The sequence below is a fragment of the Alloacidobacterium dinghuense genome (assembly GCF_014274465.1).
Taxonomy (GTDB): domain Bacteria; phylum Acidobacteriota; class Terriglobia; order Terriglobales; family Acidobacteriaceae; genus Alloacidobacterium; species Alloacidobacterium dinghuense.
Genome location: NZ_CP060394.1, coordinates 5,077,372 through 5,094,419 on the forward strand (window position 1 = coordinate 5,077,372; position 17,048 = coordinate 5,094,419).

Genomic DNA, 17,048 nt, shown 5'->3' on the forward strand with positions numbered 1-17,048 from the left:
ACCCCAATCACGGAATCCCGCCCCTGCTTTCACGTCGAACAAGACCTTCCCGGATCGACACGTCAGCTTATCTTTTTTCGAAAATTCTTGAACAGGGGGCGCGAACCCGCCTTGACTCACAGCAACATAGATCGACGACGCACGCTACCGCCCAGGTTCGGGCCCGAGTTCCCAAAGCTCGTCATACCGCGAGCCATGATCGAGCCAGAAAACCTGCGCAGGATGGTAGTTCTGCTCAAGATATTGCCGGAAAGGCGCCGAGTGATCCTGCCCCGGCGTCACATGCTTGTTCTCTGGATACAAAATGAAGTGCGGAGGCCGCCGCCTGAGCGCCTTAATCACCGCGTCCACCTGCTCCGGCCGTGTGAAGTCGTCATAGTTCACAAACTCGGATGGGGTGGGATTATCCAGCGCCAGGTACATGGCAACCCCCATGTGGTTGAAGAAGACATCTGACGGCTGAGCCCGCTGCGCCAGCCACTGAAACTCATGAAATTCATCTGGATCGGCAAAAGCCGTCCGTCCAATCGGCAGATCGGCCGTCGCATGCCACCTCCTCTGGCGATGCAGCGGCGGCAGCACAAAAAAGAGGATCGCCAGCCCCCACACTACCCCGCGAACGTACCGATATACGGGACGAGTCTCGCTGATCAGCCAGACAAACGCAAGAATCGCAGGCGGAGCCACCGTGCTTAGCCGAAACAGCCGCGGGCCGCTGGCAACCGCCAGAAACAGAGCAAACCCCACAACATGCAAAAGCACGAGCTGCTTGCGCAACATCGCAGACAGCACCGCGCGCTTACGCCAAAGCCGATACGCCCCGAAAAAATAACTGTAGGGAACCAGCGCATAAATAAACAGCGAGGGAAGAATGCGGACGCAATCGGCAATCGAATGAATCGGCGGAAGCTGGCGAAGATACGTGCGAGGCGAATTCACATCGCCCGAAGAAAGGTATCGCGGCGCAAACAGAACCAGATCGAAATAAACAGTCCGAAAACCCGCCTTATGAACGTAGTAGCCAAGAACGCACGCAATCACCACCCCGAACGGAGCAGCCAAAAGCGCAAGCTTCTTCAGCACACTCGAACCACCATCGGCTCTCTTCTTCCACAACAGGTAGGCAGCGACAGCGACAAACGCCAACACTCCCTGCGTCTGCGTGAACAACACCGCTATCCCGCAAAGAAGACCGGCAACCAAAACCCTCCAACGATCGACACCGCCAACAAGCACGCCAGCCGCAGCCAGCGCAGCAAGTGTGCTGTACCAGTGGTGCGTCGGATCCAGCGCAAGGCCGTAATCGAACACCAGAAACAGCAGACCCGGCAGCAGCACCAGCCATCCGCGAAAGAGTTTGCTCGCGATCCAGGTAACCACAGAGAAGAGCGCGAATCCAAGCGCAATCGCCCACGCCTGCAAGAGCCACGCATGCACACCGAAAACGCGAAACCCCGCCGCATACAGCAGATCCGTGCCCGGCGTCACCAACTCAAAAACATCGCGGTACAGAACCTGACCATGCACCAGCCGCAAGGCTCGAACGAAAAACAGAATCTGGTCGTGATCCGCAACAAAAGGAGCCGCAGGCAAAAGAAATGTCTGCAGATACAAGAACGCCAGCACGCCCGTAAGGGCCAGCATCAGAGCAGAACGCGAAAGTGATTTCCCCGCATTAAAAGGCGCGTCTTTCGTCATGGGCTTGGTCGTCCCCACGCAGTATCCCACGCCCGCATCAGAATTCGACTCTGCCCAACTAACGAATCAACTGCAACGCGGCACGGAACAACTCATCGAAGTTCTCGCCGGCAGCCTTGTTCTTTGCCACTGCCGACTCAATCGCCTTCTGCGCCGCCGGACGCTGATATCCGAGGTTCGTCAACGCCGACAACACATCCTCAGCCGCCGGACCAGCGGAAACAACCGCCGGCGCGGTCGCCATGTCTTCGAGCTTGTCCTTCAACTCGACAACCAGCCTCTCCGCCAGCTTCTTTCCCACACCCGGAATCCGCGTCAGCGTCGCATGATCCTGCGCGCGGATCGCCGTCACCGTCCGCTCAGGATTCAGCCCGCTCAAGATCGTCACCGCCAGCTTCGGCCCAACACCCGAAACAGTAATCAGCCGCTCAAATAACCGCTTCTCGTCGAGTTCCAGAAACCCGAAGAGTGCCAGCACATCTTCGCGCACCTGCGTATGAATAAAGAGCGATACCTCAGCCCCCTCCGCGGGCAACGCCGTAAACGTCGGTACGCTGATCGTGACGTCATACCCCACGCCTCCGGCCTCGACAATAGCCTGGCCCGGTTGTTTCGAAAAAAGCCGCCCCCGCAAATGCGCAATCATGCCGCGATTGTATCCAAAACCAGATTCCCATAATGGGACAAGAAATTTATTTGTTGCAACGACAAGTGGCGTGGAATTATGCCCAAAGTTGGTATCCTGAATATAGGACACCTTTCAGCCCCGGCCTTGCAAAAAGCAAGGCTTGTGAGGCAAAAAGCTGCCTCAAATGAGTTCCACATAAGGCATTTGCTTTCAATAATTTGGCTTATTATTGCCATAAACTATTGAAAACAAAGTGGATAGCTAATTTACTAAATTATTGAAACTAAGGAATTTACGAAAAAAATATGCGAAATCAACCGCGCCGCCGGTACTTGATCTCAAACTCGTACCCGGCATTCGGGGGAAAGAGCGAAGCAATATGCCGCAGCCGCTCCGCCAGTGCCGGAGCAGTCAGTAAAGGATACTCACGCTCCCGCAGGTCGGCGTAATCGAAGTCGATGCTCAATGAAAGCAGGTAAATCGCAATTGCATCCGAGAACGATGCATCGAAGAACGTGGTCTTCGCCTTCTCATCGGCCCGTCCGCGCTCGGTCGCTTTGCGGCGGCTCTCAAAAGCATCCTGGCTCGTCTCGCCGCGAACATCCGCCTCGGCCTGCGACCACACCAGATCGCTGAAGCTTTGCGGCACACCAATCGACTCGACAAAGTGATGCCCCACGTTGATGAAAAACTCAAACGCCAGCGCAAATCGGTCTTGCATCAGCCGCGTCGAGATAAAGATGCACTCCGAATTCCCGAACTCCACATTGCGATGGCAGATCGCCCGATCGCTGAAGTCAATCGTGAACTCGGGAGCAACCAGCGTCTCATCGTTCTCGCTGATCGTCAGCGGAACAAAGTAATAAGCACGCCGGTGCAGCGCCGCCGCAATCGAATTCGGCACCGCCTGCACAATGCGCTCCAGTTCCTGCGCCGTCAAATGCGTGTCGCCATACTGCGCATAGCAAACACTGTTCGGCGCCTGCAGCACCTTCACTTCCTGCGCCACTTTCTGCGCGGGCAACAACTCGATCTGGGCGGTACCTGCCATGAACCTGTATTCTAGCTGAGGAGCGTCTTGTTTCAGTATGGTTGCTGCAACCCAGGCAAATCAGGGCAGGTTTTTCGGAATCCAGTTCGGCGACTTCGGCCTCTTTCCCATGATACTGCTGTCGTTCTCATTGGGATTCCTCGCCTTCTTCGCCACCTGCTTCGTCGCCATCTTCAGCATCCTCATCTACAACAGCGCAGGCCACCACAACATCAACTTCGCCGACAGCTACCGCTATATCGCACTGCCCGTCGGACTCACAGTCCTCGCCGTCAGCCTCATTGTCCTCTTGGGCTTCTGGCTGCGCCGCAAGCTGAGCGGCAACTAAGAACGCTATGGCAGTCATCCCCATTTCGCTCGAACAACTCAAATCGCCGTCGTCCGCACAACAGCGTGAATGGTGCGCAAAGCTCGAAGCCGGAGACATCCTCTACTTCCTGCAGACACCCATCGCCATCGCCGAAAGCGATCTGCAATTCCTTTTAGGCCAACAGCAGACCGACAGCTCGCTGCACAAGAACATCGCCTACAAGCCCAACATCGACAAGCTCAGCGGCGTCGACACCAGGACCGCCGACGCAGCCGCCGTAGCGCGCCTGCAAGGAGTCATGCGGCAGTATTCAAAGTCTGTCACCGAATTCCTGGCCACCTTTCTCGCGCCCTACAAAGCCAACTGGCAACTCGATTACGCCAGCTTCCGCCCACAAGAAGAAGAGGGCCGCGACCTGCCGCAGCGCCGCCGCAACGACCTGCTGCACACCGACGCTTTCCCCACGCGCCCCACGTATGGCGCGCGCATTCTCCGCTTCTTCAATAACATCCACCCCACGCGCACTCGCGACTGGATCGTCAGCGACCCCTTCGCCACCATCGTCAAGCAGTTCGCGCCCGCCGAGATCGCCCCGCGCGTCGACACCGCCTTCAGCCGTGCCACCAAATCCTTCGGCCGCGGCGTCGGGCTCGGAGCCGCGATTCCCGCCATCAAACGCAGCCCATACGACGACTTCATGATGCGCTTCCACAACTTCCTCAAAGAGAATCCCGGTTTCCAATCCAGCTGCCCGAAGCACAGCTTCAACTTCCCTCCGGGCACCAGCTGGATGGTCTATACCGACACCGTCCCCCACGCCGTCCTCGCCGGGCAGTACGCCCTCGAGCAGACCTTCCTCGTCCGCCCCGAAGCGTTGGTCACGCCGGAAACCTCACCGCTCAAAGTTTTGGAAGGAATTGCGGGCGCAGCGCTGATCTAAAGCGCCCCCCCAATAAACGCTGTCATCCTGACCCTGACTCTGAGTGCAACGAAGAGGAAGGGGAAGGATCTGCTTTTCCTCTCAGTTATCGCGGCTCTAGTGAAATCCCGGCCGATTCTCCCGGATCTTCTCCGAAAACTCCGGATTCTTATCCGCAGCCTTCGCCGCGGGGTTGATATAAGCCCGTTTCATAAGCTCATCAAACGGCAGCCCATCACCGGCAAGGTTGCCTTCGCGATACTGCTCCGCCGCGCCTTTGCCATTCAAAAGAATCGTCCAATTACGCGGCTGGCTGCGCATCGTCTTGAGCGCGAAAATCTCTGTCGTACAGTTGCTGGTCGCAGCGTTGTACCACTGCGGATGATCATGCAGATTGTTCGTAAATCCGATGTAATCCAGAAACAGCGACCGCGCAAACGGAACCGTAGCGGTCGTATGAAAAAGGTAAAGATCTTCGCCCACGCGATAGTTTGTGCGCAGTCGCACCACATCGCGCTCATCGCTCACAACCGAAATCAGGGTGAACTGCCGAAAGAATCCGCGAATCGCTGAATAGCTTTGCCCCACATGCTTGCGTGCCTCAATGGAAAACGATACGTACTGCCCATTGCCAACATCAAAGCTGATGATCGTGTGCGCAATCCACGGCGAGCCCCAGTAATCCACAAACACATCCATGCCGCGAATCTGCTTGAGGTCCACCTCGCGCGTCGGCCATGTACACGTGTAATCAAACTCGGCGCGATAGTCGCAGCTGCGCGTGTTGTAGATGGTGATGTGATCACCATTCACCTGCCCATAAGCAAGCCGCGAAACATCCGCTTGCCAGTCACCCTCGTTCGAAGGCCGCAGCGAAAGCCACCACCCAAGCACGATCACAAAGCAACCCAGGCAGCCCAGTATGCGATAGCGGAAGCACTTGATGACCCGCAGGACCGCGGCCACCGTAGCCAGATAAACAATCACGCAGGGAATGCGCAGCCACGCGATGCGCACATCAAAGGAAAGCGCGGCCACCGCCCAGATCGTCATCAACAGCAGAACGAACCAGACAAAGCCACGCCAGATTTTGCGAAGAAGACCGATCTTAGCCATGCGCCATCAAAGTGATCTTCGATAGTACATGGCGTGAAGGCGACTGCAAACGAAATCAGTGGCCGCCGCCAGAGCCCCCGCCCGGCTTGAAGTTCTTCGTGAAGAAGACGACAGGAATCCCCGCCAGCGCAACCAACCCAAGCAGATGAAAGCAATCCGTGAACCCGAGCAGGCTCGCCTGCCCCAGTAACTGGTTGTACATCTGCCCACTCGCATGCGTAACCGCGTCCGCATGAGAGAAGCCAAGCCGCTCAAAGCTCTTCGTCAAAGAATCGCGTGTTGCATCGACCAGGGGCAAACCATGGGCCAGCGTGTCGCTTAGCCGAGCCTGGTGCAGATCCATGCGCCTCTCATGGAAGGTGGTGACAAACGCCACGCCGAAGCTACCGCCCCAGTTGCGCGCCAGATTCGTAAGGCTCGACGCCTTGTTGTTCTTCTGCGGAGGCAGATACGAATACGCCATCACGCTCACAGGAACAAACAGGAACGCATAGCCGAATCCCTGCAGTACACGCGCCATCGCATAATGAAAATAATCCGTCTGGGGTGTGAAGCTCGCGTAATACCACATCGAAGCGGCAACCACCGCATAGCTGAACATAATCAGGTGCCGCGGATTTACCTTTCCCGACTGCACCAGCCGTGCCGTAAAAGGCGCGAGAACTGTAATGACCAGCGCGCCCGGTCCGAGCACGAGTCCCGCATCCGTCGCCGTGTATCCGTAGAGCGTCTGCAGAATCTCCGGGATCATCGTTGTGCTGCCGAAGAGCACAAATCCGAAGAGGAAATAGAAAATCGTGGACGCGGCAAAATTGCGTTCCCTGAGCAGCTTCAGTTCCACAACCGGATCGCTGTGCCGCCATTCCCAGACGACCGCGATCACCAGCGTGACAATCGCAGCAACCAGCAGCGTGATAATTGTCGAGCTGCCAAACCAGTCATCAATCTGCCCGCGGTCGAGCACCACTTCAAGGCAGCCAAAACCTATCGCAATCAGTCCAATCCCCAGCCCGTCAATCTTCAGCTTGCCGCTCGCGCGCAACCTGGAAATCTCTTCCTTGAACTGCGGCGGATCATGCACCAGCCGGCTGCTCAGGATCAATGACACAATCCCGATCGGCACATTGATAAAGAAAACCCAGCGCCACGAAAAGCTGTCCGTAATCCACCCACCCAGCGGCGGCCCGATTGCCGGCGCGGTCACAATCGCCATGCTGTACAGTGCAAACGCAGCTGCCCTCTTGTTCGCCGGGAATGTGTCTACCAGAATCGCCTGCTCCACCGGAGCGAGCCCGCCGCCGCCAATCCCCTGCATAACGCGGAACAGCAGTAGGAACCCGAGCGTCGGCGCAATGCCGCACAAAAACGATGTAACTGTAAACAGCCCGACGCACATCATGTAGTAGCGCTTGCGCCCAAAGACGCGGGAAAGCCACGCGCTCAGCGGCAGGACCACAGCATTGGCAACCAGATACGAGGTCAGCACCCACGTAGCCTCATCGAAGCTCGACCCCAGACCGCCTGCAATGTGCGGCAGAGAAACGTTGGCAATCGACGTATCGAGCAGCTCCATGAACGTAGCCAGCGTGACCGTAATCGCGACCGCCCACGGGTTGATTGCGCGTGAAGCCGGCGCGACATCGGCAGGTACCCGAGGACGGGCTAAAGTCGCTGTGCTCATGGAAATTTGCTATCCTCAAAAGAGATTCTATTTGAGACCGGTCGGTCGCAAAATTCTGCTATAATGCTTCCGTGGGCACTTTTCTCAGCAAGGGCGAGAAGACGCGCGACAAGATTATCCGCAAGGCAGCCGCCGTCTTTAATCAGCGCGGATACTCGGGCACCAGTCTGTCGGAACTCATGGAAGAGACAGGACTTGAGAAGGGTGGCATCTATCGCCATTTCGATAGCAAGGAAGATCTCGCCGTCGCCGCATTCGATTACGCCTGGTCTGAAATCAAGCAACGGCGTCTGGCCATGCTTGACCAGATCCCGAGCCCGCTCGGCAAGCTGCATGGAATGATCAACGGCTTCGCTGCCAAGCCTTCGGCAGTGCCCGGCGGATGCGCGCTGATGAACACTGCGATTGATTCCGACGACGGCAACCCTGTCCTACGCGCGCATGCCCGAGAAGCTCTGCGCGAATGGCTGAGTTACATCGAGGACCTGGTCTCCCAGGCACTGCGAAAAGGGGAAATTGACGCAGGAGCCTCGCCATCCAGCATCGCCTCGATCATCATTGCAACGCTTGAAGGCAGCCTGATGATGTCTCGCCTAACAAATGATCGCACCGCGATGTCACACGCGCGCGAACATCTCCACAAGATGGTCGATGGCATCACGACAAAATAAGCACGCGCTATCAGCACTAAATTCAATCGAAGATAAGCTGTCATCCTGAGCGTAGCGAAGGATCTGCTTTGCCCGTAGTGCACGATGAGACGGCTCACAAACAATCGTCAGCCAAATGCCAATTTTTTGCGGCAAAGCAAAAACCTGCTCATCTATACCCATTAACTAAATGAGCAACGACGCATCTGTTCTCGACAACCCGATCTGGCACGCCCTCTCAACCGCACACGCTCACTTCGCCGAAGGCGATGACCTTGCGAAACGCTACCGGACCGACATTGGCCCGCTCTCCGGAATGCGCGATACTAGCCCCGAGGCCTACCATTCGCTTGCACGGCTGCTGGGTCCGGACGATATTGCCGTCTTATTCCTCACAGACCTTCCAACGCCACCGGACAGTCTGCGTTTGATTCGATGCTTCCCCATGTACCAGATGATTTGCCTCTCGCCTCCTCAAATCCCAGATCGCGATTTGACCATAAAAAAACTCACCACCGCAGATGTGCCTGAGATGATAGAACTCGCCGAAGCCACCGAGCCCGGCCCTTTTCGACAGCGAACCATCGAACTCGGTGGCTATCGCGGAATCCCCGTCGACGGATGCCTTGCCTCGATGACCGGACAACGCTGCGGCCTCAACGACTTCACCGAGGTCAGCGCCGTCTGTACCTGGCCCGAGTTCCGCGGACGCGGCTACGCCAAGGCTCTCGTAGCCACCGTCGCGAACGGCGTCTTCGAGCAGAACAAGACGCCCTTCCTCGGCGTCCGCGAGGACAACACCGGGGCTGTCCGTGTCTATGAAAAGGTCGGTTTCAAGATCAGGCGCAGCCTTCACGTGACCGTGCTGAAAAGGTCGCAATAAGCAGTCCTCCCTGAAACTTATCCATGTGTAGCACGTCTCGCCACTCAATCTCTGTGAAGATATCTGATATTCTTCCCCTTCCCTTGATTGACCTTTGAGGAGGACCACCCGCATGTTCGATCGCTGTCGCCGGCCCATGTCGGCGCTGCTGCTTACAGTAGCCATTCCAGCCTTTGCCGCCTTCGCCGCTGACAAAGCCAAAACCAAACCCGCCGAAGACACTACCCCATCTTACGAACAGCCCCAGCCCGCAACCGAAAATCTCGACCTCACCATGTACCAGCGCATTCGCGAAGAGGGCCTGGCGCACTCGAAGATCATGGAGTATGGCTCCGCGCTGACCGACGACATCGGCCCGCGCCTAACCGGCTCGCCGAACATGGCCAAGGCCAATGCCTGGACGCGCGATCAGCTCACCGCCATGGGTTGCGCCAACGCGCATCTTGAGGACTGGGGCGAGTTCGGAATGGGCTGGCAGCAGCTCAACACGTGGGTACGCATGACCGCGCCCGACACCGCCGTCTTTATTGCGCAGGCTACGCCATGGTCGCCATCGACCAACGGAACCGTGAGCGGGGAAGCCGTCTACGTCAATATTCAAAGCGACGCCGACTTCGATCAGTACAAAGGAAAACTCGCCGGAAAAATCGTACTGCTCGGCGAAATGCGCGAGGTTCCACCTCTCGACAAAGTCCTTTTCGAGCGTTACACCGACAAGGAGCTTGAAGAACTCGCCCAATATCCGGTGAACGACCGCGCCGCTGCGGACATGCAGGCGCGTCTGCGCACCTACATGCAGCGCTACCGCATGGTTGACAAGATCGCCCAATTCCTCGCCGATGAGAAGGCCGCAGCCGTTATCCGGCCCAGCCGCGACGGCAAGAATGGCGGCGGCTCCGGCGGAACTATCTTCGACGACAACGGCGCCGCGCTCGGACGCCAGCCCTACCTCGCCGACCACAAAGTCAAAGTCCCCGTCATCGTCATGGCGATCGAGAGCTACGGCCGCGTTTACCGCCTCCTGCAGGCGCATGTCCCCGTCACGCTTGAAATGGATGTCGAAACCAAATTCACCGGTGACCACGAGCATGGATTTGATACCGTCGCCGAAATCCCCGGAACCGATCCCAAGCTGAAAGACGAAGTCGTCATGGTCGGCGGCCACCTCGATAGCTGGATCGCCGGCACAGGCGCCACCGACAACGGCGCAGGCTCGATCGTTGCCATGGAAGTCATGCGCATCCTGAATGCATTGCAGGTCAAGCCGCGCCGCACCATCCGCATCGCCCTCTGGAGCGGCGAAGAACAAGGCCTCTACGGTTCACGCGGATACGTGAAGCAGCACTTCGGCTACGCAGCCCCGCTCAACACGCCCGACCAGGCACAGCTGCCAGAGTTCCTGCGTAAGACCGGACCGCTCGAAATCAAGCCCGAACAGAAGGTCGTCTCCGGCTACTTCAACGTCGATAACGGCTCGGGCAAAATCCGTGGCGTATACCTACAAGAGAACGCCGCCATCGCGCCCATCTTCGAGCAGTGGATCGCCCCGCTCAAGGATCTCGGCGTAACGACCCTCTCCATGCGCAACACCGGAGGCACGGACCACCTGTCCTTCGATGCCGTCGGCATCCCGGGCTTTCAGTTCATTCAGGATGACCTCGATTATGAGAGCCGCACCCACCACTCCAACCAGGACGTCTACGAACGCCTGCAACCTGCCGACCTGAAGCAGATCGCGACCGTGGAAGCTATCTTCGTCTACAACGCCGCCATGCGCGACCAGATGCTGCCCCGCAAGCCGTTGCCGCACCCTGAGCTGCGCGACCAGCAGAACGCTCCGCTGCCGAACCTCTTCCCCGGCGCAGTCCCGCCAGCGGATGAGAAGAAATAAACCTGACTTGCCGTCATTCTGACGACCGTAGGGAGGAAGAATCTCAGCGATGAACATTGAATCGCGAGACTCCTCCTCCCGATCAAATCCTGAAATCAAGCCTGCAATTTCTCCGGCAGCAGTTCCAGAAACGCCGCCATCCCCGGCGACATCCACTTATCCTTGTGCCCCGCGATATGCGTGGCAATGTCCAGATCCGGCCCAACCCAGGCCAGACTCCGCAACGGCTTCCGGCTGCAACTCCGCCGCAACTACGATCCCGGCAACAACCCAATCTCCATCCCGGCCGTGGCGCACTGCTTAATCGCCTCCACGCTTGAGAACTCCGTGATATTTCCCGCGCGCACTATGCAGGCCGTCATCACTCCATCCAGTTTTTTTCGCTAGGTGGCGCAGCCCGCCTCCGCAAGCAGCAACATCTCCCCGGCTCGATCAGATGATGGTAATCCAACCAATCTATTGGACGAATCTTATAGTCCGTATTAAAAATATTTATCGTGGCGTGTTTTGCTCCATCTCGGCCTCTCGCTAGTTCACGGGCCATCATCCGCCTCGCGTTACTTCTGTCCCTGCTCGCGGTCTTCAGTTTCAAGGCTCAGGCCGCGGAAAATACCTTGGTCTTCTATGCTGACAAGCAGGTGAGCGACACCCTCTGGCAGCCGCTCTTTTCCGCTATCCAGAACGACTTGGCCAAAGAAGACTACGGCCTCTCCGACCGCACCCCGCAGCTGATGCGCAGCAACGAAGTTTTCCCGGGCGAAGAATTCGGTCGCGTCATTGAAGTCAAGCTCCTCGGCCGCTGCGACGTCCCTCAGCAGGCCTACCGCCCGCTCAAGCCCGGTCCACTAGGCTGGGTGCTCCGCGTTCACGGCGAGATCCAGCCTTACATCTACGTCGACTGCACCCGCATGGCGCAGGTCCTCGACCCCACCACCCTCGGCATGTCCAATGAGCAACGCAGCCGCGCCATGTCCCAGGCCATCTCGCACGTCCTCGTGCATGAGTGGATCCACATCACCACCCAGAACTCCGGACACACCGAGCACGGCATCAGCGAAGCGCAACTCACCGCAGCCACGCTGGTTGCCGAGCCGCGAACTACGCAGGCGCCCATCGACAACACCCAGAACTCGGTTGCCGACGAGAGATAAGATGGGGGCTGTCATCCTGATCGAATCCGGGGTCCTCAGCACGCACTCTTCACGTGCTGAGACGGGGAACGAAGAGGCTGCTTTTCACCGCTCCTCCGCCGACAGCCCCTCCTGCTAGCATGAAAGAGAAACCAAACAAAAACCACGTATGAGTTCATCCGAAAAATTGATTCGCGTTCAGCTTCCCGACGGCTCAGAAAAGGAACTTCCAGCAGGATCGACCCCGCTCGACGTAGCCAATAGCATCTCGCCTCGTCTCGGCGCAGCCGCTATAGTAGCCCGCATCAAGCCGCTCAACGCGAGCGCCACAGCTGCCGCCGAAGACAGCGCCGAAGCCGCGATGTACGGTGCCGAGAACACGCACGCCGAGCACCTAGCCGATCTAAGCACGCCGCTCAACGAAGATGTATCTCTGCAAGTGCTGACCGAAAAAGATCCCGACGCGCTCAAAGTCGTGCGCCACTCTGCCGCGCACGTCCTCGCCACCGCCGTGCTCGAACTCTTCCCCGAGACCAAACTAGGCCACGGCCCAGCCACCGATTCCGGCTTCTTCTACGACTTCTACCGTCCAACACCCTTCACGCCTGAAGACCTGAAGCTCATCGAAGGTCGCATGGCTGAAGTCGTCGCGCGTGATGAAAAATTCGTTCGCGAATGGGAACCACGCGAAGAAGGTCTGGCACAATTCAAAGCCGGCAATGACTTCATGAAGTTGCATTTCGTGGAGAAGTTCACGAAACCCGACGACGAAATCTCGCTCTACCGCAACGGCAAATTCGTGGATTTTTGTCGCGGCCCCCACGTGCCCTCAACAGGCCGTGTAAAAGCCTTCAAGGTGATGAGCCTTTCCGGAGCCTACTGGCTCGGCGACGAGAAGAACCCCCAGCTGCAGCGCATCTACGGCACGGCATTCTTCTCCAGGAAGGACCTGGACGAATACCTCGAGCGAATTGAAGACGCAAAACGCCGTGATCATCGCCGCCTGGGAAAAGAGCTGGAACTTTTCACCGTCAGTGAAGAAGTAGGCGCTGGCCTGCCTCTCTGGTTGCCCAAAGGCGCCACCATCCGTCGCCTGCTTGAGGAGTACATCCTTGGCCTTGAGCGTGAGATGGGCTACGAGCACGTCTACACCCCCAGCCTGGCCAAGGTCGACCTGTACGTCCGCTCCGGTCACTGGGCTCACTATCACGAGGACATGTTTCCTCCCATGGATCTCGAGACCGAGCAGATGGTGCTCCGGCCCATGAACTGCCCGCACCACATCCTCGTCTATGAGTCGAAGCTGCACAGCTATCGCGATCTGCCGGTGCGGCTCGCGGAGTTGGGCACCATGTATCGCTACGAGCGATCAGGCGCCCTCAGCGGACTCAGCCGGGTCCGCTGCATGACGCTCAACGACGCGCACATCTTCTGTTCGCCCGACCAGATCAAGGAAGAATTTTCAAATGTCATGAAGCTCGTCGAGCGCGCCTATCGCGATCTCGGCATCACCAAGTACAGCTATCGTCTCTCGCTGCGCGATCCGGCAAACAAAGAAAAGTACGTCGATAACGATGAAATGTGGGAACTAGGTGAGCGCGTGCTGCGCGAGGCCATGGATTCGCTCGGCCTCCCGTACCGCGAGAGCAAGGGAGACGCGGCGTTCTATGGCCCCAAGCTCGACATCCAGCTGGCCGACGTGATGGGCCACGAGGAAACCTATTCAACCGTACAGGTGGATTTTCACCTGCCCAGTCAGTTTGAGCTGAAGTACACAGGCGCAGACGGCAATCCACATCGCCCCGTGATGATCCATCGCGCCATCGTCAGCACCATGGAGCGCATGGTTTCCTACCTGATCGAGTTGTATGCCGGAGCCTTCCCGCTCTGGCTCGCCCCCGTACAGATCGGGCTCGTCCCCATCAGCGAGCGCCATCTCGAATACGCGAAAAAAGTACAGCAGCAGCTACAAATGGCCGGCATGCGTGTCGAGCTCGACAGCCGCAACGAGAAAATGAACGCAAAAATCCGCGACTTCACCATGCAGAAGGTCCCGTACGTATTAATCATGGGCGACAAGGAAGCCGAAGCCAACGCCATCAGCGTGCGCACTCGCGGAAAGGGCGATCAAGGCTCGCAGCCCCTCGATGAGTTCATCGTAAAAAGCAAGAAGCTGGTAGAAGAGAAGTCAGCCCAACTGTAAGCTTCGGAAGCCACGAACCAAATATAGCCGTCATTCTGACGACCAACGGGAGGAAGAATCCGAACGATGTCGGCTGAAACAAAAATCGTTAATGCCATTAAAGTATCGTCATCCTAAGCGGAGCGAAGTCGAAGGACCTGCTTTTCGCAAACGGACTGCACGAAAACGGGTGCCCCATCCTGACGAAGTCAGGGTGGGAAAGCAAGAGCCCCAACCTACGAGGGAACCCGGCCATGAAATATCCATACACCGCCATCCCCGACAGCGCGATCCCGCAGGCCATCAACCCGCTCTACCAGCACCTCCTCGACACCTACGTCAGCGAAACCAACAAAGTCGTCTCCACCTGGCGCATCTTCTCTGACGCCGACCTCGGCTATAAGCCACACCCCAAATCCACTGATGTAGGCGGCATCCTCAAGCATCAGCTCCTCTCCGAGCGTCGCTTCTTCGGCGAATTCCTCGTCACGCCCGAGCCGCCGCCCGACCAGGTACTACCCGCCACCCTGGCCATCGAAACCGCCTGCACTCGCCTCGTCGAACTCGCCTTAAAACGCCTAACCTTCTTCGCTCAGCAGGACACACCCTGGTGGATGGAAGTCGTTCCCTTCTTCGACGTAAAGCGGCAGCGTATCTGGGTCTTCTGGCGGCGCGTCCTCCACACCGCTCACCACCGCACCCAGCTCACCCTCTATCTGCGCCTGCTGGGAAAGGCGGTCCCTTCCACTTACGGACCGACAGCCGACGTCTCCTGGGAAGGGGCTGACCCTACCTACACAGTCGAAGCAGCTGGAAGAAAATAATCTGTCAAGAGGCGATTCGGCCCCCTCTGCCTCAAATAGCTCATTCCATTGAATATTCGTGACAACAAGGATTGGCATAATTCTAACCGGAATCAGCTATCCTTGTAATAGAGAGAAGAATCCCACTTCTTGTTTTGCTGGCGAGCATCCACGAAATGTGCAGACCATATTCAATAGCGAGTTCGAGACGCTGTGTCATAAATTCCTTGTTTTCAATAATTTGGTAAGTGATTGAAAACAGGGAATTTCCTCATAGGCCAAGCCGTAAGTGGATGAAAATAAGGAATTTAATAAAATTATGGGGAGGGAGCACCCATAAAGAAAGGAAGGCGGAAGCTCTTAGAGTTTCCGCCTGATCGTTCCAGCCGGTCAACGCGCGTGAGGATGATCTTCGTGCTGCGGCTCCTGCGGCTTACCTTCCGGATGCTGTGCGGCCGGACGTTCTTCCTGGGGTCGGGCCTCGGGACGGGGTGCCGGCCGGGCCTCCTGCTGCGGACGTGGTTGCTCTCGTTGGACCGCGGGCCGCTGCTCCGGCTGTGGCTTCGGCTGTTCCCTCTGAACTTCCGGCTGTGGCTTCTGTTGCTCATGCTGGACAGGCTGCGGCCGGACCTCTCGAGGCTGCTCCGTCCGAACCGTGTTCTCCGGATGGGCCTGCGGGCGGATCAGGTTTGGCGATTGCTGCGGTTGCGGTCGTGTTTCCGTAACCGCTGGCCTTGCCTCGTTTGGTCTTGCCTCAGTGGGTCTTGCCTCAGTGGGCCTTGCTTCGTTGGGCCTTGCCTCAGTGGGTCGCGCCTCAGTAGGCCTCACTTCGTTGGGTCTTGCCTCAGTGGATCGCGCCTCAGTGGGCCTCACTTCGTTGGGCGTTGGTCGTGCCTCGGGTCGCGGTTGGGCTCCAGGGTGGTTCATCGCCGTGCGCTGCACCAACCCGGGGTTCGCAACTCCTCGCACCGGAGGCTGCGCCGCAGGCTCGCGGAACGGAGTTGCCAGGGGCCGATTCACAGCCACGTTTTGCGGACGTCCATGATTCACATTGAAGAATTGCGACCGGTCCTGCGACGCCTGGCGCGCATGCATCGTCTGCGCCGTCAGCGGCGGCATATGCCGTTCGCGCGACGCCTCCAGCTCACCCTGAGTGGGTCGCGACTCGATGCCGCCGTGTCCGCCGTTATAGCTCACCCGTGTGTTGTTGTAGTTGTTGATGGTCACGTTGTTGATCACGACGTTATGGACATACACGTTCCTGACCACCGTCGTATTCACATTCGTGATCGTCCGGTTGTAGTAGAAGTTGTTGTGGTTCCAGTAGCCGCCGTAATACCCGTTGCCCACATAGCCATGGCCGTAATTAATCCCGCCATAATATCCAATGTGCGGCCCCCAGTAGCCGTGATTCCATCGGTATTGATTGCCGAACCATCCCCAGTAGCCCGGCGTCCACAGCGAGCCCACATAGGGCGCAATCACCCAAACGCCCGGAACCCAGTAGTAGCCCACGGGCTGGTATCCCCAATAACCAGGCGTCCAGATGTAGTTCGGTCCAGGGCACGCCGGCTGCTCGTAAACCGGTAGCGGAGGCGGAGGTTGCGGCGCGTACACAGGCTGCGCTACAGCAGCAGTGTCGTAATAGCTGCTCTGATCTGAACTAACCTCGGTCGCAGGAACAGTGTTGTCTTCCGGATACTCGGTCGTCGATTGATCCGGCGGCGGTGGCGGCACATTGTCACTGCTGGCCGATGACGCCTGCGAAGCAGGAGCCGGGTTAGACGCAGGGCTGGGTGCAGCCGAAGTCGTAGCACTCTCATTGGCAGCAGCCGACTGGTCCCCCGGCGCCATATTCGCGCTAGCCGGATCATAATTCGGATCCTGCTGGCTCTGATCTCCCTGTGCCGACGTATTGTCGGCATTATCGGATTGCTTCTTGCATCCGATCGCACCATACATGAGGGCCAGCCCAACAAGCGCGACCGCCCCAAATTCTCTCGAAATGCGCATTATGATTCTCCGAAGAGCTTAGATGCGCTTTGCAAGAAAAAGTCGTGGTGCGAGGCTAAATCCGAAGTTACCTGTGTCCAACTGTCTTCAGCA

Annotated in this window: 15 protein-coding genes; 9 read left to right on the plus strand and 6 right to left on the minus strand. The window is 57.8% G+C overall.

All coding sequences use genetic code 11. From position 1 onward, the window contains the following. Positions 1 to 144 precede the first annotated feature (144 nt). The 3 genes from H7849_RS21175 to H7849_RS21185 all read right to left on the minus strand — a co-directional run bounded on the left by H7849_RS21175 (position 145) and on the right by H7849_RS21185 (position 3,377). Positions 145 to 1,716 (minus strand): hypothetical protein, encoded by a 1,572-nt coding sequence (locus H7849_RS21175; protein ID WP_186742297.1) that lies wholly within the window; start codon positions 1,714 to 1,716, stop codon positions 145 to 147. A gap of 40 nt (positions 1,717 to 1,756) precedes the next feature. Beyond that, positions 1,757 to 2,344, minus strand: a complete 588-nt coding sequence (gene ruvA / locus H7849_RS21180) for a Holliday junction branch migration protein RuvA (protein WP_186742299.1) — start codon at positions 2,342 to 2,344, stop codon at positions 1,757 to 1,759. A gap of 295 nt (positions 2,345 to 2,639) precedes the next feature. After that, positions 2,640 to 3,377, minus strand: a complete 738-nt coding sequence (locus H7849_RS21185; RefSeq protein ID WP_186742301.1) for a hypothetical protein — start codon at positions 3,375 to 3,377, stop codon at positions 2,640 to 2,642. Between the two features lie 37 nt (positions 3,378 to 3,414). Between H7849_RS21185 and H7849_RS21190 the strand changes: the two genes are divergently transcribed. Both H7849_RS21190 and H7849_RS21195 read left to right on the plus strand, forming a co-directional pair. After that, positions 3,415 to 3,705 (plus strand): hypothetical protein, encoded by a 291-nt coding sequence (locus tag H7849_RS21190; protein ID WP_186742303.1) that lies wholly within the window; start codon positions 3,415 to 3,417, stop codon positions 3,703 to 3,705. Between the two features lie 7 nt (positions 3,706 to 3,712). Continuing rightward, positions 3,713 to 4,627 carry a Kdo hydroxylase family protein gene (locus H7849_RS21195; protein WP_186742305.1) on the plus strand — a complete coding sequence of 305 codons (915 nt, stop codon included), beginning with the start codon at positions 3,713 to 3,715 and terminating at the stop codon, positions 4,625 to 4,627. A gap of 96 nt (positions 4,628 to 4,723) precedes the next feature. Here H7849_RS21195 and H7849_RS21200 read toward each other — a convergent pair whose 3' ends face one another. Further along, a complete protein-coding gene (locus H7849_RS21200) occupies positions 4,724 to 5,722 on the minus strand; it encodes an Lnb N-terminal periplasmic domain-containing protein (RefSeq protein ID WP_186742307.1) in 999 nt (332 codons plus the stop codon). A 55-nt stretch (positions 5,723 to 5,777) separates the two neighbouring features. After that, the gene (locus H7849_RS21205; RefSeq protein WP_186742309.1) at positions 5,778 to 7,403 is read right to left on the minus strand and encodes a DHA2 family efflux MFS transporter permease subunit; all 1,626 of its coding nucleotides are present in this window, start codon (positions 7,401 to 7,403) and stop codon (positions 5,778 to 5,780) included. Positions 7,404 to 7,474: 71 nt separating this feature from the next. On the opposite strand from H7849_RS21205, the gene H7849_RS21210 reads away from it, so the two are divergent. The 7 genes from H7849_RS21210 (at position 7,475) to H7849_RS21240 (ending at position 14,963) form a co-directional block, all read left to right on the plus strand. Further along, entirely contained in the window at positions 7,475 to 8,074 is a 600-nt protein-coding gene (locus H7849_RS21210) for a TetR/AcrR family transcriptional regulator (RefSeq protein WP_186742311.1), read from the plus strand. A gap of 169 nt (positions 8,075 to 8,243) precedes the next feature. Further along, positions 8,244 to 8,936: a GNAT family N-acetyltransferase gene (locus H7849_RS21215; protein WP_186742313.1), complete on the plus strand. Its 693-nt coding sequence runs from the start codon at positions 8,244 to 8,246 to the stop codon at positions 8,934 to 8,936. A 112-nt stretch (positions 8,937 to 9,048) separates the two neighbouring features. After that, positions 9,049 to 10,827, plus strand: coding sequence for a M20/M25/M40 family metallo-hydrolase (locus H7849_RS21220; protein ID WP_251106387.1), 1,779 nt, complete (start codon positions 9,049 to 9,051; stop codon positions 10,825 to 10,827). A gap of 186 nt (positions 10,828 to 11,013) precedes the next feature. Next, positions 11,014 to 11,214, plus strand: coding sequence for a hypothetical protein (locus H7849_RS21225; RefSeq protein ID WP_186742315.1), 201 nt, complete (start codon positions 11,014 to 11,016; stop codon positions 11,212 to 11,214). Positions 11,215 to 11,324: 110 nt separating this feature from the next. Then, positions 11,325 to 11,978 carry a hypothetical protein gene (locus H7849_RS21230; protein WP_186742317.1) on the plus strand — a complete coding sequence of 218 codons (654 nt, stop codon included), beginning with the start codon at positions 11,325 to 11,327 and terminating at the stop codon, positions 11,976 to 11,978. 148 nt (positions 11,979 to 12,126) lie between these two features. After that, positions 12,127 to 14,160 carry a threonine--tRNA ligase gene (gene thrS, locus H7849_RS21235; protein WP_186742319.1) on the plus strand — a complete coding sequence of 678 codons (2,034 nt, stop codon included), beginning with the start codon at positions 12,127 to 12,129 and terminating at the stop codon, positions 14,158 to 14,160. 233 nt (positions 14,161 to 14,393) lie between these two features. Next, positions 14,394 to 14,963 (plus strand): DinB family protein, encoded by a 570-nt coding sequence (locus H7849_RS21240; RefSeq protein ID WP_186742321.1) that lies wholly within the window; start codon positions 14,394 to 14,396, stop codon positions 14,961 to 14,963. 369 nt (positions 14,964 to 15,332) lie between these two features. Here the strand turns inward: H7849_RS21240 and H7849_RS26950 are convergent, their stop codons facing one another. Beyond that, positions 15,333 to 16,955, minus strand: coding sequence for a hypothetical protein (locus H7849_RS26950; protein WP_251106388.1), 1,623 nt, complete (start codon positions 16,953 to 16,955; stop codon positions 15,333 to 15,335). Positions 16,956 to 17,048 lie beyond the last annotated feature (93 nt).